Genomic DNA, 19,604 nt, shown 5'->3' on the forward strand with positions numbered 1-19,604 from the left:
GCCAGGTGATACAGCAGAAAAGAAAACGCCCCGTCGGTGCGGGGCGTCATTGGATGTATAGATCGATCCAGCTGGGCGGGTCCGGCCGCTGTTGCGGATCAGGGAACGCCTCGTCTACAGGCCAGTCGCGCAAGCTCTGCAGATAGGTCAGCAGCTGCACGAATTGCTCATTGTCGAGTGTGGTCGGGCGCCCCAGGTCTTGCTCGTCTCGGTGGCGGTCTCGCAGCCATTGCCGGGATGTAAGCTGACTGTCACGCCATTGGCGCTCGGCGTCCATCCGCTCCTGAAGCGTCACTACCTTTTCAGCAAAGGCTCCATCCTTGAACAACCAGCCTGGCTGGACCCTCTCTCCACAGGGACGCCATTTAAGATCGGGGTGGTAGCGCCCTTCCGGGTCAAGGTCCGTCGTTTCGATCACGACGCCGTCTTGTACAAGTGCCCACATAGTCATCACCAATGAATAATTACGCAGCCAGGGGCACCATTGCCGCCAGCATTACCCGAGTAGGCACCAGACCCACCGCCGCCCGCATCGGCGGCAGATCCACCGGACGTCGATGCTTGGGTTGAGCGAGGACCCGGTCCGCCCCCCGTACCACCAAAGAGTCCATAGTTTGGAGCGCCGGCCCCTAGCGAAGTGTTGTAATCACCGCCCGCTCCTCGGCCTCCAGAGCCAGGAGCGTTGCCGTTGGGGTTGTTACCACCGCCACCTGCCCCCCCTGTTGCCGATAGATAGGTACCAAAGGAGGACGACCCTCCAGTGCCGCCAGCGTCACCAGCCACCGTAGCGCCTGTACCGCCAGCCCCAACTGTTACCGCGACGCTAGTAACACCGCCCAGACTAACAAGTCGCTGCGAGAGACCGCCACCACCGCCGCCGGCCGACCCAACGCTGTTGGCAGCAGGCGCAAAACCGCCACCACCGCCACCGCCAATAACCGTGACCCAAACCTTTTTAACCCCGGCAGGAACTGTCCAAGTGGATACGCCCACCGCCCTGTAAGCCTGAACGCCTTTGAATGGTCGATCTTGACTCACTGGCAGTTCATCCCAAGCTGACCATTGCTGGCTTGCCGAAAAAGAACGAATCGCGACGCGCACTCCCTCGCCAGAAAGGCCGCTCGTAAGACGCTGGATTAAATGTCCGCTACTGTTAAGCCCTTCGACCGAGAGTGCATAGCGTCTACCACTTGAAAGCCAATCCATAGGTATATTGATTGGATACTGAGCAGTAACGTAGTTGCCCGGAGTCGTGTACCTGTTGAGATCCACCTCCTCAGACAAGATCCCGCGCCCGACACCGTGCCCGCCAACCGTCACCACTCGGCCAACCGTTGGATCAGTGAGACTATCCATTTTCGGGGAATTTGCGCTCGTCCATATCTGAGCCCAAGGGGTCCATTGACTGGAATTCCCAAGACGGCTTCGAATGAAGGTCAACGGCTCTCCGCTCGTAAGCGTGTCCCACAGCTGTGTCGCAGCCACGGTACTAGGCCTGTGAATATGCATTATCTGACCAGACGGTAACGTCTCCCCTGTTATTGGATGTTTTGGCTTTGTTCCTAAAGTGTTTTCACCCACAACGTAAAAGCCGTTGAGTGATACGTCGTCAATGTTTACAACGTTTGCCGATGGGGCGCCGAGGCCAAACAACGCCAGGGCAGCCCGCACGAACGCAGTGGTCGCGATAGATGTGTCATTGTCCGATGCAGCCATCGTGGGCGCCTTCGGATCACCGGTAAAGACTGGGCTGGCAAGTGGGGCCTTGAGGGCCAGCGCATTGGTCATCGTGGTTGCAAAGTTCGGGTCGTTGCCCAACGCTGCCGCCAGTTCGTTCAAGGTATCCAGGGCGCCGGGCGAGGAAGCGACCAGCGCCGCGATGGCCGCCTGTACGAATGCCGTGTTGGCCAACTGAGCGGTATTGGTACCGACCGGCGCCGTCGGTGCCGTCGGCACGCCGGTCAAGGCAGGGTTGGCCAATGGCGCCTTGAGTGCAAGCGCCTGGTCAATCTGTGTCTTGGTGTAGACATCCGTGAGGCCGTAGCCGGCCACCGTGGTCGGGTTGGTCGCCGCAACGACACGGCCGTATTTGTCGACGGTCACGCTACGGTAAGTGTTTTCGGCTACCCCCGTGCGCCCGAACGCCATCTCAAATGCCAGTGCGGTCACGCCCAAGGTGATCGGCGCGTTGGTCAGCAGTTGCCAGGCACTGTCACCGTTGACCGTACCGCGTTCCACCAAGACCAACATGCCAGGCGTCACCTTCGCACTGACATCCGCATCAGTGCAGCGCGTCCAGGCCCCCACTGCGACGGTGTACAGTCCGTTATCCTTGGCCGCCACCTGGTTTTTGACCAGCACCCGCGCCCCTGCGAAAAGCACCACCTCGTCGATAGTCTGCAGGCCACTCAGGGCGATATTGCCCGTGGTCGCGGCTAGCACCGAATGCTTGAAATCCTGCTTGGCCAACTCCTCCGTCACCCATTCCCGAGTGGCCAGCACCACGCTCGGATCGATCTTCAGCTCCACGTTGCTCGAGCTGCTGACGATGAGGTTCATGCGCACCACCTGGGTACGGCCCGAGCCCTGGCTCAACAAAGGTTTGTAGGTCGGTGCGCAATTGGCGACCGCAACCATGTCGCCGTCGGCGTCATACAGCGCGATCTCGCGGATCCAGCGCCCACCGACGTCTGCAGGAATGACCTGCTCGGCAACAATGATCGCGCTGTTCTTGTCGTCCACCTTGAGCTGGTTCAACGGCGCGCGGCGCCACTCATTGATCAGGCTGGCCTGGTTGGCGTTGGGGGTCGGGTCGGTACCGTTGGCGTCCCCCACTCCCATGTGCGTGATTTTCCATGCGATGCCCAAGGCATCTGCATTTGCCTGTTTCGCAGCCCCCACATTGGTGAGGATCGCGTAGAACTGTGAATTCTGGTCAACCATGTGCAATGTCCAAGGTATCGATTGTATGTTCGCGGCCGCCGCGACCGATCGAGCCCATCACGTCGATGTCATGTGGCGCCGGCGGATAGATGTCCAGTTCGTCACCGTCCTGGATCGCGCAGCCAAAGTAGAAGTCGCCACGGCTTTCAAGGCTGATCACCAGGCCCGTCATGTGGCGGCTGACCGGGCGGGCGTCGTCGATCAGCGACGACAATTCGTTGTAGGTCTCTTCGCTGATGCCCGATTCCGACACGCCGACCTTCAGGGCGAAGGTGCCCGGCACCTGGGCAGGCTCGCCTTGCCACCACTCCTGTATTTCGATCAGGTAGCCAAACGGCTCGACCACCCGACGCAAGGCGCCGACGGTGCCCTTGTGGGCATGGACGAAAAAGGCCGAGCGGATCACCGACCGCTTGACGGCGTCGCTCCAGCCATCGTCCCAACGGTCCACGGACCAAGCCCAGGCCAGCTGATGGAGCAAGTGTGCAGGGCAGGCATCTGGGTGATAGAGCAGGCGCAGGTCGACCTTGATATCTTCCTCGCCCGCCACTTCGATGGCCCTTTCCAGCGGTGTGCGATTGAGCGGCAGCAGGCTTTGCATGTCAGGCTCCCTGCTTGATGTCGAAACCAGTGCACCAGGCTGCCTGGGCCTTACTGGGCCGGATATCGGCCCAGTCACTCAGCTCGACCCGACTGACCCCGCCGATATGCAGTTGGGCGTCGATTCCCGAACGCGCGACCTCGACACCCAGGCGCCGACGTGGATTCACCCACGCCTCGAGACGACGCCGGCATTCGACAAGTACCGCTTCCGACTCCGGGCCTTTGTCCGCCATGTACACCACCGCATCGATCCGGTACGGCAATACCTGCGCGCTGCGCACGTTGACCCGGTCAGCCACTGGGCGGATGTCGTCGTCATTGAGGTACACCCTGACCTGCTCCAGCAGCTCGGCGCTGGCCACGCCATTGCCCTCCAGGCTCAGCACCGTGACATCCACCACGGCCGGCGACGGGCTTTCGGCGGTCGCATCCGCGACCAGCCCGGAGGCGTTGCGGGCATGCAGGATGTAGCTGTTGCGCGGGCCTGCGGTGGTGAGGCCCTCATAGACCAGTTGCACCCGCTCGCGCAGGGCTTCATCGGACTCGAGCACCGTTTGGATCGGCGGTACGTGGGTCAGGTCTTCGGCCTGGACCTCCAGGCGTTGCAGGCCTACATTGGCCGCCAGCTGGTCCAGGTCGCTGCCCTGGGCATAGGCCAGCAGCAATGCCTTGGCCGCATCATTGATACGTGCCCGGTTGAGCAGCTTGCGGTAGGCACCAACCTCCAGCAACTTGGTCACCGGGTCGCTTTCCAGGCGAGCGTCCCAGGCCTCGCCCAGGTGGGCGCGGAAGGTGTCCAGGTCGGCCTGGTACAAGGCCTCGTAGTCGAGGTCCTCGAGCAATTGCGGCGCAGGGAGTCTGGACAGGTCGACCTGGCTCATACACTCACCTCCACCAAGGCTTCGTCGCCCAGGTAGCGCCCGCTTAAAGCAAGGTTGACCTGGCCGTCGAGCACCGACAGCACCTTTACCCGCTCCAGTTGCAAGCGTGGCTCCCAGCGCCCGAGCGCACGGGCCACCTCGGCCTGCACGGCGCTCTTCCAGCCTTCGGTGACCGGCAGGTCGATGTAGCGGCGCAGCTGGCTGCCATACTCCGGTCGCATACGGCGGCTGCCCAATGGTGTGGTGAGAATGTCTTCGATGGATTGACGCAGGTGGGCGATGCCGGCCAAAGGCTGGCCGGTACGGCGGTCCATGCCGATCATGGCGTACCTCCTGCCCTGGGGCGCAAGGCCCGTCGATGGGGTCGCATATGCAGTCTCCTGAATCGAGTAGGAGGCGGGCCCTGACCCGCCGTCCTCTCACACCACCGTGCGTACGGTTCCGTACACGGCGGTTCAGGTTATGCGGCTAAGCCTGTTGATCGTATCCAGTATCGAGACCAGTCCGAGTTGATTCCATAGCTTCTTCGGCAGCGCCTGATTCATATGTGGCGCTCCGGAGTTCCACCATGGGCCTCGGCCATTGAAGGCTGATTTGCAGGCCCGTTCCTCGCTTAACCCCAGACGCATCAGGTTGCGCGCCCTCGTAGAGGGCCGCTTCCATTGTCGCCAGATGGCACAGCGAAGTTTGTGCCTGACCCAGCTATCCAACTCTTCAAGCGGCCGCTTGCTCTGGCTGAGCTGGAAGTAACTCGCCCAGCCTCGCAGCACAGGGTTTATCCACTCGATGACGTTTGCCACCTTGCGACCCCGCGCACCGCGTAGCAATTCTCTCAGCCGGTCACGTATGCGGCCTAGGCTCATCATCGCCACACGCAGTCTCGGCTGTATGTGCCGGCTCATTCCATAGCCCAGGTATTCACACTTCCAAGCCCTTGAGACACGGCTCTTCTTTCGATTCACCGTCAGTTTCAGGCGCTGGCTCAAGAAGCGCTCCACACCGTCCATCACTCGCTCGCCAGCACGAGGACTGCGCACATAAATGTTCGCGTCATCGGCATATCGTACGAAGCGATGGCCCCGTCGCTCCAACTCTCGGTCGAGTTCATCGAGCAGGATGTTCGACAGCAGAGGCGAAAGCGGGCCACCTTGCGGCGTCCCTTCCCGCCGTTGGCTAACGACGCCGCCCGACATGACCCCGGCTTCGAGGTAGCGGCGGATGAGCCTGAGCACGCGCTTGTCTTCGATCCGGCGCTCGATACAGGCCATGAGTATGTCGTGGTTGACCCGATCGAAGAACTTCTCCAGATCAAGTTCCACACACCAGCGATGACCTGCCGCCACGTGGGTTCGAGCCATTTCTACAGCCTGATGGGCGCTTCTGCCTGGACGAAAGCCGTAGCTGTAGTCCGAAAACAGCGGATCGAAGATAGGCGTGAGCTGTTGCAGTAGTGCTTGTTGGATCAGGCGATCCACGACGCTGGGAATTCCCAGTTGCCGGGTGCCGCCCTGCGGCTTGGGAATTTCAACCGCTCGCACTGTCTGGGGATGATATTCGCCGGCCAACAACCTGGCCTTGAGGATTGACCAATACTGTCTCACATAGCCCGCCAAGTCAGCGACCTTCATGCCATCGGCACCCGGCGCTCCCTTGTTGCTGACCACGCGTTGATACGCACGCTTGAGGTTCGTCGGTGCAAGCACCCGCTCCATCAGCGTGTCCGGCTCCGCGTTCGTCCACGCCACTGACGCCGTCGATACCTTTGCACTGTCATGCATCATCCTCGACTTCTGGCCAGGACTCGGAATAACAGTTTCCGCTGTGGGAAATTTCTGCATTGCGGCTACCAACGAGACAGTGACGCCTACTGGCGGCATAACCTGTTCGGCCCTTGGTGACGTGGTTAGCCGTCACTTACTACGGCCTCGGCTGACTTCTGCACATTCATCCCGTCGCCTCTCGACGCTCGGTAGCACAAAGGCAAACATGCAGATCTCCCAGGGTAATTCGCGTGACCTTCCTGCTTATGCCTGTCGGATCTACGTCGCAGCGTTCCGTGCAAGTATTGGGCTTTGACGATCATAGCCGTCTTACCCCGCTGCGCCGCCTAATCCGCTTCCTGTACGTCAGGCCAGCATTTTGCCTCGGGCTTCCTTCAGATTCGCAGTCACCCGCGACACCCTTGCCTCTGGCTAACACTTCCCCTTGCCGGGTGTGTAGAGGACTTTCACCTCCAAGTCACCCACTCGACCACCACAGCCAAGCGGGTTGCGCTTGCGCGCAACGCGCCATGCCTGGCGCACCATGAAAAAGCCCGCTGTTGCGGGCCTTGATCAATGTTTGTGGTTGGCTGTGTTGCCGGCGGTATCGATGATCCTGCCGCCGCCGTTGATATCGCCGCTGACGGTTAAAGGGCCATTGATGGCGACCGTGCCGGTCAAGGTGATGGCCGCAGCGTCGAGGGTGAGCACGCCATCGCTGACCACCAGCGTGCTTTCGCCGACCTTGATGCTGGCATTGCCACTGGGCAAATGGATGTCGTAGCGCTTTGCCTGCCAGTCATAGGCGAGCGAGCCGCCATCGTCGAAGCGCCACACCGCCACATGGTCGCGGTTATCCGCTGGGCTGCCGGCATCGCCGTAGAGCCCTGGCACGAAAGTGCCCTGGGCCGGCTCGCCGCTGGGGCTGACCAACACGCCCTGCTCGCCCAGGCTCGGCGCCCTCCAATGGCGTGCCTTGCCGGCGGCCAGGGAATGCCAGCGCAACCAGGCGCTGGTCCAAGTGCCATCGGTTACCCGCACCCGAGCGGCGGCAAGGTCTACCGCTACCACGCGGCAGGGGATGACCAGGCTGGCCAGCATCCGGTCATGCATCGAACTGGCATAGCTCATGGAATGTCCTCGGCGGCTATGTAGCGGTGTTCGTTGCCCATGCCGGTGTCCGGGTCGATACCCAGCATCAGCGTGCCGGGAGGTTGGTCGGGCCAGGACCATTGCATTTCACCCAGCAGCACCGGCTGCTCCCAACGGACTTTCCACAGGCCGCCTTCATATTGGGCCTGGGCGTTGCGGCTGGCCTCGACGAAGTCCAGGCCCCAATGCTGCTGACGCAGCAGATCCATCAGTTGCGCGGCGAGCAGGCTTCCCTGCAGGCGCGCCTCGGGGTTGGCCGCATCCGGCGTGATATCCGCCTCGAAGGTGGTGATCAGGACCGAGCGGCCGTCACGAGGGGCGGCATCGGCGGTCATGCGTACGATGCCGTGACGCAGGGCCGGTAATATCGCGCCGCTGTCGGCCTCGGATGCGATGTCGACCGACGCGAGGTCGGGAATCGCCTCACGTATCGTTACGGTCAATGCTGCATGCAGCGTGGCCAATTCACTCATTGCTTGGACTCCTGTCGTTCATCGACCTGGGAAATGTCACGCAGCCCCAGGCGCTTCGCCGCCCAGCGTTCGTAGAGCCCGATGGCCACATCGGCGCCTGCCATCGCCGTCATGCAGCCAAAGGCGCTGGCACTCCAGATCGACATGCCGCTGGCATACAGCAGCATCACCGTCGAGACCCCGCAGACCATGCACGCTCCGGAGCGCAAGGCCAGCCGCCGCGCCAGCGACCATCCTCGGGCGCCGGCCCTGTCGGCCCGCCACATCTCACCGCTGAGGCCGCCCAGCAATGCCAGGACGATTACCAGCCAGAGCGGTATCTCCAGCAACGTCTGTTGTTCGCTCGTCACTGTCCTGCCTCCTGTAGAAAGCCCGCCGGCAAAACCGGCGGGTCGGTTGTGTATGAACTCGGCATTCCAAAAAGCCCGGCTTGCCAGGCTTTTCAGTAATGCGTTGTCGAACCGCCGGCCACGGCTGGTGACGCCTGGCGGTTCCGCTTCAAATTGGTGACTCCGACCGCGGCTGCCTGCCCGCCGGATAACTGATCGTGGTGCTTTACGCTGCACACCCGGGCCAGTTGCCAACCCTCTGAACAGTCGAGGCCTGTTCATCGCTGCCTGTGTAACAACCGGTGTCGACCGGCTTGGGACACAAGATATGCACTGACGCATATCCAGTCAATGCGTTTCTTCATATTTTTATGCATGAGAATTTGCTGAAATGCATGAACGCCACGTACGACACGGCTTGTAGGGATTTTCCACAGGCGAAAAAAAACCCGCCGAAGCGGGTTTTCCTGGAGCGGTCGGTTGATCAGCGGGCGTACATCCCCCACCAGAACACATGCCCGAGCAGGCTGATCTGTTCGTCCTGCATCTGCTGGAAGCTGTAGTCTTCGTCAGGGTGCTCGTCGCGGTTGAAGCTGCGCAGGCGGATGCCCGTGGGCAGGCGATAGACCTGCTTCACCCGCAGCTGCCCGTTATGGTTGATGGCATAGAGGTCGCCATCGATGATATCGCCAATGGAGCACTTGCCGGTGTTGACGCCTACCGTCGCCCCGTCGCGCAGCACTGGCAACATGCTGTTGCCCCGTACCGTCACGCATTTGGCCTGGTCGAACTGCACGCCATTGTGGCGCAGGCTGCGCTTGCCGAAACGCAGGCGCGCGCGTTCGCTTTCCTCGATGACGAATCGCCCTGATCCTGCTGCCAACTCGACCTCTCGAAGAAAGGGAACGGAAACCTCGTCGTCCTCGACTGGGGTTTCGTCGTCCCACAGGCTGATGTCGCTCAGCTCCGCATGGCCATGGGCCGGCTGCGCCGACTCGCGAAGCTCGCGGGTCTCGCCCAGCTCGGCACGGCCTCGCAGCTGGTCGGTGCTCACGCCGAAATAATCGGCGATCTTCGACACGTGCTTGTCGGACGGGTCGACGATCTTCTCGCTGAGGATACGCGACAAGGTGGATTGGGGAACGCCCGTGCGCCGGTGCAGCTCCGTCGGGGACAGGCCGTGGCGATCGAGCAGTGCTCTGAGTACAGTGGCTACGTTGCGTTTTTGCATACCGTGCATCATGGATGTGCTGCAACGCAAATGCAATCCATGCAGGCCATTTCTCTTGTCGTTCCCCATGAACTGGCAATTCCTTGTAGGCTCATGGGCCCGGTGGCGCAGGATGGTTTCGCCTGCCAACAGAAGGACAAGAACAACAATGATCGGCTTTACCCTCCGCCAGCTCGAATACTTCGTGGCCACTGCCGAACAAGGCAGCGTCAGCGCCGCGGCCCGGGCCAAGCATATTTCGCAACCTTCGGTGTCGCTGGCGATCTCCCAGCTCGAGGCGATCCTGGGCGAGAAGCTGTTCCTGCGCCAGGCCAGCCGCGGCCTGGAACTGAGCCCGGCCGGGCGCCAGCTGCTCGAGCAGGCGCGCGAAATCCTGGCCATGGCTGCAGGCATCGGCACAGCGGGGGATGAACCGGAGGTGCTGCGCGGCAACCTGAGCCTGATCTGCTTCCAGGACTTGGGCCCCTGGTACGCGCCACGCCTGCTCAGCGGCTTTCGCCAGCGTCACCCGGAAGTAGCCATCACCCTGTTCGAGACCGACCTAGCGGGCGTCAACCGACGCCTGAACGACGGCAAGGCGGAACTGGCACTGACCTATGACGTGGGCCTGGACCCGCAGATCGAGCGGCGCGTGCTGGCGCAGGTAGCGCCCTATGCCCTGTTGCCGGTGGACCACCCGTTGGCCCGCCAGGAACAGGTCTCGCTGGTCGAGCTTGCCGAGGAGTGCCTGATCCTCGAAGACATCGCCCGCACCCGTGAATACTTCCTGTCGCTGTTCTGGGCCCATGACCTGCAGCCACGTTCCCAGCAACTGACCCAGACCTTCGAGATGCAACGCGGGCTGGTCGCCCATGGCTATGGCGTGGCGTTATCCTGTACCCGCCCCGCGGGGGACCAAAGCTACGATGGCCGGCCATTGGCGTGCCGGCCCCTGCGCGAAGCGGTCAGCCCGCAGTCGGTGGTGCTGGCGCAATCCAGCGCCATGCGCCCCTCGCCGGTGGCCCAGGCATTCCTGCGCTGGGCCAGCGAGCTGTTTTCCGTCTGACTCAGGCGCTGACCGGTGCCGGGCGCGGCTGGCGCGCCACCCACAACCAGTAGCCCACCGACAGCAGGGCCAGCCAACCGAGGCCGACGTACATCGCCGTGCGGGTATCCGGGAACCAGCCCAGCACGCCGAAGATGAACAGCATGAACACGATGGCCAGGGCCGGCCCTACCGGCCACAGCGGCACCGGGAAGTCCAGGGCGGCGATTTCCTCGCGGCTCATGCCTCGGCGCATGGCGACCTGCGAAAGCAGGATCATCAGCCACACCCAGACGATCGAGAAGGTCACCACAGCGGCCAGGATGAGGAACAGGTTCTCCGGCACCAGGTAGTTGAGCACCACACCCAGCAGCAAGGCGACGCCCATCACCACCACGGTCATCCATGGCACACCGAAGCGCGACAGCCGCGAGAAGCCCGACGGTGCCTGGCCGTTCTGGGCCATGCCGTACATCATGCGCCCGGCACTGAAGATATCGCTATTGATCGCCGAGACTGCCGCCGAAATGACCACGATGTTGAGCAGGGTCGCCGCCGAACCGATGCCCAGGCCGCTGAAGATCTGCACGAACGGGCTGCCCTGGCTGCCGATCTTGGTCCAGGGGTAGATCGCCATCAGCACCACCAGGGTCAGCACATAGAACAGCAGGATGCGCAACGGCACCGAATTGATCGCCTTGGGCAGCACGCGCTTGGGGTCTTTGGCTTCGCCGGCGGTGATCCCGATCATCTCGACGCCGCCGAAGGCGAACATCACCACGGTGAAGGAGGCGATCATCCCGCCGAGGCCGTTGGGGAAGAACCCGCCGTGGCTCCACAGGTTGGACAGCCCCGTGACGGTCTCGGCGCCATTACCCAGCTGGATGCCGAACAGCAGCACCGCGCCGCCGGCCAGGATCATCGCGATGATCGCCGTGACCTTGAGCAGCGACAACCAGAACTCCATTTCACCGAACACCTTGACGCTGCACAGGTTCAGCGCGCCGATAAAGCAGACGATACCCAGCACCCAGATCCAGCGCGGCGTGTCCGGGAACCACAGGCCCATGTAGACGCCGAAGGCGGTGACGTCCGCCAGGCACACCACCAACATGGAAAACGCATAGCTCCAGCCGGTGAGAAACCCCAGGTAGCGCCCCAGGTACTGGCTGGTGTACTGCCCGAACGAGCCGGACACCGGGTTGCGCACGGCCATCTCGCCGAGAGCGCGCATCATCATGTAGATGGCCGCACCACCGATCAGGTAGGCCAGCAGCACCGACGGCCCGGCCAGCTTGATCGCCGACGCCGAGCCATAGAACAGCCCCGTGCCGATCGCCGAGCCCAGTGCCATGAAGCGGATGTGCCGGGTACTCAGGCCCCGTCGCAGGTTGTTGTGGTCGTTCATCCCAGGGACTCCTCGTTGTTCTTGTTCTTGGCCGGCAGTCGCGCTGCCGTGGAAGGGTTCACGCAAGGCCCGGAAACCGCAGGGCGCAGGGCTATTAACCGGCCAATCGAAAGGCAAGACAACAAGGTGGGGCATACAGAATAGCTATAGTGACGAATAGGAATTCTGTGATTTACCCGGCCCTCGCCGGCACCCGATGCTGGTGCCACGACAACAACAAGGAGAGGGCTGCCCCATGAATCCCCACATCGAAGACTACCAGCGCGACGGCGCAGTGATCCTGCGTGGCGTGTTCAAGGACTGGATCGAACGCCTGCGCGAAGGCTTCGAGCAGAACCTGGCCGAACCCAGCGCCTTTGCCATCGAGAACGTCGGCTCCGGCGAAGGCGGGCGGTTCTTCGAGGACTACTGCAACTGGCAGCGCATCCCCGCGTTCACCGACTTCGTGCTCAACTCCCCCGCCGCGGGCCTGGCCGGCGAACTGATGGGCGCTCAGCAGGTGCAGGTGTTCCACGACCACATCCTGGTCAAGGAGCCCGGCACCGCCAAGCCCACCCCCTGGCACCAGGACCTGCCCTACTACTGCGTAGACGGCCTGCAGACTGCCAGCTACTGGATCCCCCTGGACCCGGTCACCCGCCACAACACCCTGAGCGTGGTGCTTGGCTCGCACCGCTGGCCCAAGCCGGTCCGCCCCAAACGCTGGGCCAGCAACCAGGACTTCTACGGCGCCACCGACGCCGACGGCCAGAACCTGTACATGGACATGCCGGATGTAGAGAACGGCGAATACCAGATCCTGTCGCCGGAACTGGAGCCGGGCGATGCCATCGTCTTCGACTTCCGCACCGTGCACGGCGCGGCGGGTAACACCGGCACCGGCAGACGCCGGGCCTTCTCCACCCGCTTTTTGGGCGACGACGTGCGCTACGTGCAGCGCCCTGGCCGCACCTCGCCACCGTTCCCGGGCATCAACCTGCGCGACGGCGAGCGCATGCGCGAAGACTGGTTCCCGGTGGTCTGGCAACGCAGCTGAAAGCGCGCTGCCCCGCGCCCGCCCGCGCGGGGCAACGCCGCTTCGATGATCAACGAAGTGGCCTGGGCGCCTGTGCCCGGCAGGCAAGAACCTGTAGACTTGGGCGTTTCGCATTTTGTCTGAGACGCACAGCTTCAAGGCCTTGAATGTCTGACCTTTCCGCACACACACCAATGATGCAGCAGTACTGGAAGCTGAAGAACCAGCATCCAGACCAGCTGATGTTCTACCGCATGGGCGATTTCTACGAGATCTTCTACGAAGACGCGAAGAAAGCCGCCAAACTGCTGGATATCACCCTGACCGCCCGTGGCCAGTCCGCCGGCCAGTCGATCCCCATGTGCGGGATCCCCTTCCATTCGGTGGAAGGTTACCTGGCCAAGCTGGTCAAGCTCGGCGAGTCGGTGGTGATCTGCGAGCAGATCGGCGACCCGGCCACCAGCAAGGGGCCGGTGGAGCGCCAAGTGGTGCGGATCATCACCCCCGGTACGGTCAGCGACGAGGCCCTGCTCGACGAGCGCCGCGACAACTTGATTGCCGCGCTGCTGGGCGATGAGCGCCTGTTCGGCCTGGCAGTGCTGGACATCACCAGCGGTAACTTCACCGTCCAGGAAATCAAGGGCTGGGAAAACCTGCTGGCCGAGCTCGAGCGCATCAACCCGGTGGAGCTGCTGATCCCCGACGACTGGCCCCAGGGCCTGCCGGCGGAAAAGCGCCCGGGTTGCCGCCGCCGCGCGCCGTGGGATTTCGACCGCGACTCGGCACGCAAAAGCCTGTGCCAGCAGTTCGCGACCCAGGACCTCAAGGGCTTTGGCTGCGACAAGCTGACCCTGGCCATCGGCGCCGCCGGCTGCCTGCTGACCTACGCCAAGGAAACCCAGCGCACCACCCTGCCGCACCTGCGCAGCCTGCGCCATGAGCGCATGGACGACACGGTGATCCTGGACGGCGCCAGCCGCCGCAACCTGGAGCTGGACATCAACCTGGCCGGTGGCCGCGACAATACCCTGCAATCGGTCATCGACCGCTGCCAGACCGCCATGGCCAGCCGCTTGCTGACCCGTTGGCTGAACCGCCCGCTGCGCGACTTGAAGGTGCTCAAGGCGCGCCAGGACTCGATCCGCTGCCTGCTCGACGGCTACCGCTTCGAAAAGCTGCAGCCGCAGCTCAAGGAAATCGGCGACATCGAGCGGATTCTGGCCCGTATCGGCCTGCGCAACGCCCGCCCGCGTGACCTAGCCCGCCTGCGCGATGCCCTGGGCGCCCTGCCCGAGCTGCAGAATGCCATGGCCGAGCTGGAGGCCCCGCACCTGGCACGCCTGGCGGCGATCACCGGCACCTACCCGGAACTGGCCAGCCTGCTGGAGCGGGCGATCATCGACAACCCGCCCGCGGTGATCCGCGACGGCGGGGTACTCAAGACCGGCTATGACAGCGAGCTGGACGAGCTGCTGGCCATGAGCGAGAACGCCGGCCAGTTCCTCATCGACCTGGAAGCCCGGGAAAAAGCCCGTACGGGCCTGGCCAACCTCAAGGTCGGCTACAATCGCGTGCACGGCTACTATATCGAGCTGCCCACCAAGCAGGCCGAGCAGGCGCCGGGCGACTACATCCGCCGGCAGACCCTCAAAGGTGCCGAGCGCTTCATCACCCCCGAGCTCAAGGCGTTCGAGGACAAGGCGCTGTCGGCCAAGAGCCGCGCCCTGGCCCGCGAGAAAATGCTCTACGACGCCCTGCTCGAGACCCTGATCGGCCACCTGGCCCCGCTGCAGGACAGCGCCGCCGCCCTGGCCGAGCTGGATGTTCTGAGCAACCTGGCCGAGCGCGCGCTGAACCTGGACCTCAATTGCCCCACCTTCGTCGACGAGCCCTGCCTGCGCATCGACCAGGGCCGTCACCCGGTGGTCGAGCAGGTATTGACCACGCCGTTCGTGGCCAACGACCTGGCGCTGGACAACAACACGCGGATGCTGATCATCACCGGCCCGAACATGGGTGGTAAGTCCACCTACATGCGCCAGACCGCCCTGATCGTGCTGATGGCGCATATCGGCAGCTTCGTGCCTGCAGCGCGCTGCGAGCTGTCGCTGGTCGACCGCATCTTCACCCGTATCGGCTCGAGCGACGACCTCGCCGGTGGGCGCTCGACCTTCATGGTCGAGATGAGCGAGACCGCCAACATCCTGCACAACGCCACCGACCGCAGCCTGGTGCTGATGGACGAAGTCGGCCGCGGCACCAGCACCTTCGACGGCCTGTCGCTGGCCTGGGCCGCCGCCGAGCGCCTGGCCCAGCTGCGTGCCTACACGCTGTTCGCCACGCACTACTTCGAGCTGACCGTGCTGCCGGAGAGCGAGCCGCTGGTGGCCAACGTGCATCTGAACGCCACCGAACACAACGAACGCATCGTCTTCCTGCACCATGTACTGCCTGGTCCGGCCAGCCAGAGCTACGGCCTGGCCGTGGCGCAGCTGGCCGGCGTGCCGGCACCGGTGATCCAACGTGCCCGCGAGCATCTGGGCCGCCTGGAAACCGCCAGCCTGCCCCATGAGCAACCGGTCAAGGTCGCCAAGGGCGAGCCGCAGGTCCCGCACCAGAGCGACCTGTTCGCCAGCCTGCCACACCCGGCCATCGAGAAGCTGGGCAAGCTGGACCTGGACGAGATGACACCGCGCCAAGCTATCGAAACGCTATATCAACTGAAAAACCTGTTATAACGGCGCCCACAACAAGCTGGTAGAATCCGCCGCGGTTTGCCGGTGCTGCAGGTTATTAGCCTGGCCTGCAGCCAACTGCCTGTAAACCGCGCGGCCCGTTAGAGGAAGGGCCGCCGCCGTCGCCTGAGGAGAGAACTAGAAATGACCTTCGTCGTCACCGACAACTGCATCAAATGCAAATACACCGACTGCGTGGAAGTCTGTCCGGTGGACTGCTTCTACGAAGGCCCGAACTTCCTGGTGATTCACCCGGACGAGTGCATCGACTGCGCCCTGTGTGAGCCGGAATGCCCGGCCCAAGCCATTTTCTCGGAAGACGAAGTACCTGCCGGCATGGAGAACTTCCTCGAGCTGAACGCCGAACTGGCGGAGATCTGGCCGAACATCACCGAGCGCAAGGACCCGCTGCCGGACGCCGAAGAGTGGGATGGCAAGCCTGGCAAGATCGCGGATCTGGAACGCTGAGCGTCCGAACCTGAAAAAGGCCCGAAAGGGCCTTTTTTATTGCCTGCAAAACACCTTGCAGATCTCACCCTTGTGGGAGATCACCCAGCCCTTCCGGGCTGCGCTGTCGCGCAGAGAACAAGCGGCCAATGCTGCCCGCTCCCACAGGGTGCCGCAAATCAAATGGTCATGCGTTGTTCTATGAGAGCGGCCTTGTGCCGCGATCGGCTGCGCAGCAGCCGTAAAATCAGCGCCCCCGATACACCCGGTAGAACGTGCATGCAGGCTTTAAGACTGCTATGCAGCCGATCGCGGCACAAGGCCGGCACCTACAAGGCGGGCGTGGGTATTGCGGCTTTTTCCGGGCAAAAAAAGGGGCGGTTTGACCCGCCCACATTTTTTCCGTAGTCCCTGCTTGTCCCAATCATCATCCTGATGAATCGCGTCTTGCGATGTCCCTGACCTTCATCCTTGAAAGCCTGTGTCAGTCCGTCGACACAGTTCGAATACTAGCCATTCCAGTTGGGCGAGCAAGGGTCAAACCTCTCAAAACAATTCAGTGGACACATCTTTTCACACCTAAAAAATCCTTAATTATCAGCAAGTTAGGATTTCAAGCCCGGTGGAAACGACAATGATTTACTGATCCCTACAGAAAAGTCCTACATAACAGGTAAGCAATCTCTTACACGCACTGCTACAACGCTAGCGAAGTAAACATTCTCGCCCACGAACAAAAACGCCCCGAGTCATCGGGGCGTTGTCAAAGCAGCGGCGCTTACTGGAACAGGGACTCGCTGGAGAGCCCGTTCTTCTCGAGGATCTCGCGCAGGCGCTTGAGCCCCTCGACTTGGATCTGCCGCACCCGCTCGCGGGTCAGGCCGATTTCCAGGCCGACGTCCTCCAAGGTGCTGCTCTCATGCCCGCGCAGGCCGAAACGGCGTACCACCACTTCACGCTGTTTGTCGGTCAGCTCGCCCAACCACTGATCGATGCTCTGGGATAGGTCATCGTCCTGGAGCAACTCGCATGGGTCGGTCGGGCGGTCATCCGTCAAGGTGTCGAGCAGAGTCTTGTCGGAGTCCGGGCCGAGCGAGACGTCCACCGAAGAAACCCGCTCGTTGAGCCCAAGCATGCGCTTGACCTCCGCGACCGGTTTTTCCAACAGGTTGGCGATTTCTTCCGGGGAAGGTTCATGGTCGAGCTTCTGGGTCAGCTCCCGCGCCGCGCGCAGGTAGACGTTGAGCTCCTTGACCACGTGGATCGGCAGGCGAATGGTGCGGGTCTGGTTCATGATTGCCCGCTCGATGGTCTGGCGGATCCACCAGGTGGCGTAGGTCGAGAAGCGGAAGCCCCGCTCGGGGTCGAACTTCTCCACCGCCCGGATCAACCCCAGGTTGCCCTCCTCGATCAAATCGAGCAGCGACAGGCCACGGTTGACGTAACGGCGAGCGATCTTGACCACCAGGCGCAGGTTGCTCTCGATCATGCGCTTGCGACCAGCCGGGTCCCCTTTCTGCGACAGGCGCGCATAGTGCACTTCCTCTTCGGGAGAAAGCAGCGGGGAGAAACCGATCTCGTTGAGATACAGCTGGGTGGCATCGAGCGCCCGGCTGTAATCGATGTACTTGTGTTGCTTGAGCGATGAGCCTTGTTTGGCCTTGGTCCGAACCGAAGGTACAGCAGGTTCGTCTGACACCACATCCGTTTCCAAAACGATGCCTGTCTCCATCAGAAGGAGGTCATCGTCGATGTCAAACTCCGGCACTTCTTTGCTGAGAGCCATTGTTATAGTCCTTTGCTGAGTTCGAACTCAGGCTCGAGCGGCACCTGTTTCCCTGGCAGCGCTGGAGCCTGTCCCCTCTACGTCAGTGGGAACAGGCCGGGGGCAAAGATCAACGACGTGGCAGGAACTGGAGCGGATCGACGGGTTTGCCCTGGCGGCGAATCTCGAAATGCAGCTTCACCCGATCAGTGCCCGTTGACCCCATTTCAGCGATCGTCTGCCCTGCCTTGACCTGCTGTCCCTCCCGAACCAAAAGCCTGCGGTTATGACCGTAGGCACTGACGTAGGTATCGCTGTGCTTGATGATGATCAGCTCGCCGTAGCCCCTCAAGCCACTCCCGGCGTACACCACTGAACCACCAGACGCAGCAAAAACAGGCTGTCCCAAATCACCGGCGATATCAATGCCTTTATTCAAACTACCGTTTGAAGCGAATTTTCCAATCAGCACGCCATTGGCTGGCCAGGTCCACCCGCCCACGGAGCGCTCTGCGGCAGGCACCTGGGTGACCACCGGAGCCGGTGTCGCAGGCACCGGCGTGGCAGGCCGGCTGCTCGCAGGAGGCGTGGCCGGTGTGCCCACAGGGCGGCGGGTGACCGTGGTCCTGCTGGACGAGGAAGGGCTGGACACCACCCGGGTCGTGCCGGTGGCGCCACTGCTGAAACGGATGGCCTGGCCAGGCCGGATGGTATAGGGGGCGGCGATGTTGTTGCGTGCGGCCAGCTCCTTGTAGTCCCAGCCATAGCGGAAGGCGATGGAATACAAGGTGTCGCCGGGCTTGACCACATAATGACCGGACGTCACGGTGGGGCGCTTGGGCACCGTGTTGTTGCGATCCACCACGCGCGCGTTGTTGGAACCGGTGCTGGAGCAGCCAGCCAGCGTTGTGGCCATGGCCAGGGCAATCACCAGAAGCCTGAAAAACGACTGATCCTTGCGTTGCCGCATGATTGTGTGCCCCACCCGCGCTCCCCTCATGGTGCCGAAACGATGACAATACGAAATGCAATATTGTTGCAATTATAAACGAGCCGACACGCCTTGGGGGGCCGGCTCAAATGCCACGACAAGACTGGCGAAACCCCGCACGATAGACAGGGACGCGACAGAAGAATTCGTCGATGCTGTAAATATTCCGTGCGCTCTCAGGCCAGCGGGCCGTTGAGCAGTGGCACGAAGCGCACGGCTCCCAGCACGCGGCGGGAGAAACCATGCTCCTCGCGCACGATCAGCATCAATTGCTGCGCTTCGCCGGCAGTCCCCACCGGGATCACCATGCGCCCACCGGGTGCCAGCTGGTCCAGCAGCGCCTGGGGCACTTCCGGTGCCACGGCAGTGACGATGATGCCGTTGTAGGGCGCAAGCGCCGGCCAGCCCTCGCAGCCATCCCCCCAACGGAACACCACGTTGCGCAGGTTGAGCTCGACCAAGCGCTCCTTGGCCCTGTCCTGCAGGACCTTGATCCGCTCCACCGAGAACACCCGTTCCACCAGCTGCGCCAGGACCGCCGTCTGGTAGCCTGAGCCCGTGCCGATCTCCAGGACCTTGTCCAGCGGGCCCGCCTCGAGCAGCAGCTCGCTCATGTGGGCGACCATGAACGGCTGGGAGATGGTCTGGTTGTGCCCGATCGGCAGTGCGGTGTCCTCGTAGGCCCGGTGCGCCAAGGCCTCGTCGACGAACAGGTGGCGCGGGGTACGACGAATGACCTCGAGCACTTGCGTGTTCGACACCCCTTCCTCGTACAGGCGCTGTATCAGCCGCTCCCGGGTCCGCTGGGAAGTCATGCCGATACCGCGGCGCAGCATATCGTCCTGTT

18 protein-coding genes and 1 pseudogene are annotated in these 19,604 nt (G+C 62.6%); 4 read left to right on the plus strand and 15 right to left on the minus strand.

The genetic code is table 11. The features are described 5' to 3' along the window. Nucleotides 1-46: 46 nt before the first annotated feature. The 11 genes and pseudogenes from ACXHGZ_RS15750 to ACXHGZ_RS15800 all read right to left on the minus strand — a co-directional run bounded on the left by ACXHGZ_RS15750 (nucleotide 47) and on the right by ACXHGZ_RS15800 (nucleotide 9,372). On the minus strand, nucleotides 47-418 hold the full coding sequence (locus tag ACXHGZ_RS15750; protein WP_143515147.1) for a phage tail assembly chaperone: 372 nt from the start codon (nucleotides 416-418) through the stop codon (nucleotides 47-49). 32 nt (nucleotides 419-450) lie between these two features. Further along, complete coding sequence (locus tag ACXHGZ_RS15755) at nucleotides 451-1,788, minus strand: glycine-rich domain-containing protein (RefSeq protein ID WP_480464072.1); 1,338 nt, start codon at nucleotides 1,786-1,788, stop codon at nucleotides 451-453. Between the two features lie 84 nt (nucleotides 1,789-1,872). Further along, nucleotides 1,873-2,943, minus strand: a pseudogene (locus ACXHGZ_RS15760) (phage tail protein); the annotation flags it as partial. Further along, nucleotides 2,936-3,544, minus strand: coding sequence for a phage tail protein I (locus tag ACXHGZ_RS15765; protein WP_480460534.1), 609 nt, complete (start codon nucleotides 3,542-3,544; stop codon nucleotides 2,936-2,938). The pseudogene ACXHGZ_RS15760 and the gene ACXHGZ_RS15765, both read right to left, overlap by 8 nt. A 1-nt stretch (nucleotide 3,545) precedes the next feature. Next, nucleotides 3,546-4,427, minus strand: coding sequence for a baseplate J/gp47 family protein (locus ACXHGZ_RS15770; protein ID WP_480460535.1), 882 nt, complete (start codon nucleotides 4,425-4,427; stop codon nucleotides 3,546-3,548). Then, complete coding sequence (locus ACXHGZ_RS15775; RefSeq protein WP_084854434.1) at nucleotides 4,424-4,750, minus strand: GPW/gp25 family protein; 327 nt, start codon at nucleotides 4,748-4,750, stop codon at nucleotides 4,424-4,426. The genes ACXHGZ_RS15770 and ACXHGZ_RS15775 overlap by 4 nt, the downstream gene beginning before the upstream one ends. 132 nt (nucleotides 4,751-4,882) lie before the next feature. After that, on the minus strand, nucleotides 4,883-6,304 hold the full coding sequence (ltrA, locus tag ACXHGZ_RS15780; protein ID WP_480460536.1) for a group II intron reverse transcriptase/maturase: 1,422 nt from the start codon (nucleotides 6,302-6,304) through the stop codon (nucleotides 4,883-4,885). A gap of 456 nt (nucleotides 6,305-6,760) precedes the next feature. Then, on the minus strand, nucleotides 6,761-7,318 hold the full coding sequence (locus ACXHGZ_RS15785; protein WP_480460537.1) for a phage baseplate assembly protein V: 558 nt from the start codon (nucleotides 7,316-7,318) through the stop codon (nucleotides 6,761-6,763). Continuing rightward, nucleotides 7,315-7,812, minus strand: a complete 498-nt coding sequence (locus ACXHGZ_RS15790; RefSeq protein WP_480460538.1) for a hypothetical protein — start codon at nucleotides 7,810-7,812, stop codon at nucleotides 7,315-7,317. Before ACXHGZ_RS15790 ends, ACXHGZ_RS15785 begins: the two co-directional genes overlap by 4 nt. Beyond that, nucleotides 7,809-8,162: a phage holin family protein gene (locus ACXHGZ_RS15795; protein ID WP_084854428.1), complete on the minus strand. Its 354-nt coding sequence runs from the start codon at nucleotides 8,160-8,162 to the stop codon at nucleotides 7,809-7,811. The genes ACXHGZ_RS15790 and ACXHGZ_RS15795 overlap by 4 nt, the downstream gene beginning before the upstream one ends. A 463-nt stretch (nucleotides 8,163-8,625) precedes the next feature. Beyond that, nucleotides 8,626-9,372 (minus strand): XRE family transcriptional regulator, encoded by a 747-nt coding sequence (locus ACXHGZ_RS15800; protein WP_084854426.1) that lies wholly within the window; start codon nucleotides 9,370-9,372, stop codon nucleotides 8,626-8,628. Nucleotides 9,373-9,520: 148 nt separating this feature from the next. Here ACXHGZ_RS15800 and ACXHGZ_RS15805 point away from each other — a divergent pair, with 148 nt between their 5' ends. Further along, nucleotides 9,521-10,417: a LysR substrate-binding domain-containing protein gene (locus ACXHGZ_RS15805; RefSeq protein WP_480460539.1), complete on the plus strand. Its 897-nt coding sequence runs from the start codon at nucleotides 9,521-9,523 to the stop codon at nucleotides 10,415-10,417. A gap of 1 nt (nucleotide 10,418) precedes the next feature. Here ACXHGZ_RS15805 and ACXHGZ_RS15810 read toward each other — a convergent pair whose 3' ends face one another. Further along, the gene (locus ACXHGZ_RS15810; protein ID WP_480460540.1) at nucleotides 10,419-11,804 is read right to left on the minus strand and encodes an amino acid permease; all 1,386 of its coding nucleotides are present in this window, start codon (nucleotides 11,802-11,804) and stop codon (nucleotides 10,419-10,421) included. A 235-nt stretch (nucleotides 11,805-12,039) separates the two neighbouring features. On the opposite strand from ACXHGZ_RS15810, the gene ACXHGZ_RS15815 reads away from it, so the two are divergent. The 3 genes from ACXHGZ_RS15815 (at nucleotide 12,040) to fdxA (ending at nucleotide 16,022) form a co-directional block, all read left to right on the plus strand. Then, nucleotides 12,040-12,840: a phytanoyl-CoA dioxygenase family protein gene (locus tag ACXHGZ_RS15815; RefSeq protein WP_084854420.1), complete on the plus strand. Its 801-nt coding sequence runs from the start codon at nucleotides 12,040-12,042 to the stop codon at nucleotides 12,838-12,840. A gap of 146 nt (nucleotides 12,841-12,986) precedes the next feature. Further along, a complete protein-coding gene (gene mutS / locus ACXHGZ_RS15820) occupies nucleotides 12,987-15,557 on the plus strand; it encodes a DNA mismatch repair protein MutS (protein WP_480460541.1) in 2,571 nt (856 codons plus the stop codon). Between the two features lie 141 nt (nucleotides 15,558-15,698). Next, nucleotides 15,699-16,022, plus strand: a complete 324-nt coding sequence (gene fdxA / locus ACXHGZ_RS15825) for a ferredoxin FdxA (protein WP_054891051.1) — start codon at nucleotides 15,699-15,701, stop codon at nucleotides 16,020-16,022. 757 nt (nucleotides 16,023-16,779) lie between these two features. Here fdxA and rpoS read toward each other — a convergent pair. From rpoS to ACXHGZ_RS15840, 3 genes are all read right to left on the minus strand, one after another. Then, nucleotides 16,780-17,787: an RNA polymerase sigma factor RpoS gene (gene rpoS / locus ACXHGZ_RS15830; protein WP_480460542.1), complete on the minus strand. Its 1,008-nt coding sequence runs from the start codon at nucleotides 17,785-17,787 to the stop codon at nucleotides 16,780-16,782. Nucleotides 17,788-17,896: 109 nt separating this feature from the next. After that, nucleotides 17,897-18,751 carry a peptidoglycan DD-metalloendopeptidase family protein gene (locus ACXHGZ_RS15835; protein WP_224456634.1) on the minus strand — a complete coding sequence of 285 codons (855 nt, stop codon included), beginning with the start codon at nucleotides 18,749-18,751 and terminating at the stop codon, nucleotides 17,897-17,899. Between the two features lie 182 nt (nucleotides 18,752-18,933). Then, nucleotides 18,934-19,572, minus strand: a complete 639-nt coding sequence (locus ACXHGZ_RS15840) for a protein-L-isoaspartate(D-aspartate) O-methyltransferase (protein WP_480464073.1) — start codon at nucleotides 19,570-19,572, stop codon at nucleotides 18,934-18,936. Nucleotides 19,573-19,604 lie beyond the last annotated feature (32 nt).

It is taken from the genome of Pseudomonas shiyinii (assembly GCF_056725765.1).